Below are 824 nucleotides of genomic sequence, written 5' to 3' on the forward strand. Positions count from 1 at the left end.
CACCAACGCCGTGATCTTGTTCGCGGCCGTGCGCTCCGCCTCCCAGAACGCCGCGACCGTGGCCGTCACCTCGGACTGGAGCGCGTTGTGCTCATCGATCTTGTCGCCGTCGTACTTCCACTCGTCATCACCCTCCACACTGGCGACGAACGCGGCAGCCTCGGTCTTGAGCCGCTTCAGCTTCGCGGCCAGCGGACGCACCTCGGCGGCATACTCGTCCAACGCCGACTTGACCTTCTCCAAGTCGTCCGCGAACTCATCCGCCTTGTCCTGAACGGGCTTGGTGGAGGCGAACAGCGCTTCCGCCTCCGGGGCGGTGTAGAACGCCGACAAGCCCTGGAACTGGGTGTGGACACCCTTGCCCGTCTCGCGGATGTTGTCCGCGTCATTGCCCAGGCCGGTGGCGTCCTTCTCCAACTGCTCCAGATTGCCGGTGAACTGGGGTATCGCCTCGGGCTTGATCACACCGGTACCTGCTTGCCATGACCACCGTTACCGCCATTGCCGCCGGCGTTGCCCTGCTCCTGCGCGGCCTTCAGCGCCTCCAGGTCCGGAGCCTTCAACGCCTCGCGCTGCGCGGCCGCGGCCATGTCCAAGTCACCCTGGTTGTAGGCCTTGACGGCGTCCACCGCACCCGTCATCGACTTGCCCGCACGCGCCCCGACGAACAACAGATCGTCCTGCGTCTTCATCGCGAACTCCGCCAGCGCGGCCCCGACCAGACCCATCTCCGGAGCCTCACCCGCCGCGATCGTCCCCGCCGACGACGCCGCACTCTCCATGTGACCCGAGTACGAAGAAGCCTGCGTCAGCTGAATGATCGA

The 824-nt window shown here is 66.1% G+C and carries 1 protein-coding gene and 1 pseudogene; both read right to left on the minus strand.

Annotation, left to right across the window (positions count from 1 at the left end; translation table 11 throughout):
• Positions 1-465, minus strand: a pseudogene (locus IF83_RS0129480) (hypothetical protein); the annotation flags it as partial.
• Positions 462-824 (minus strand): DUF6507 family protein (locus IF83_RS0129485; RefSeq protein ID WP_208605962.1); only part of this gene is annotated, 363 nt, incomplete at its 5' end. The gene IF83_RS0129485 and the pseudogene IF83_RS0129480, both read right to left, overlap by 4 nt.

Origin of the sequence: Streptomyces albus subsp. albus (genome assembly GCF_000719865.1) — a bacterium.
Classification (GTDB): Bacteria; Actinomycetota; Actinomycetes; order Streptomycetales; family Streptomycetaceae; genus Streptomyces; species Streptomyces albus_E.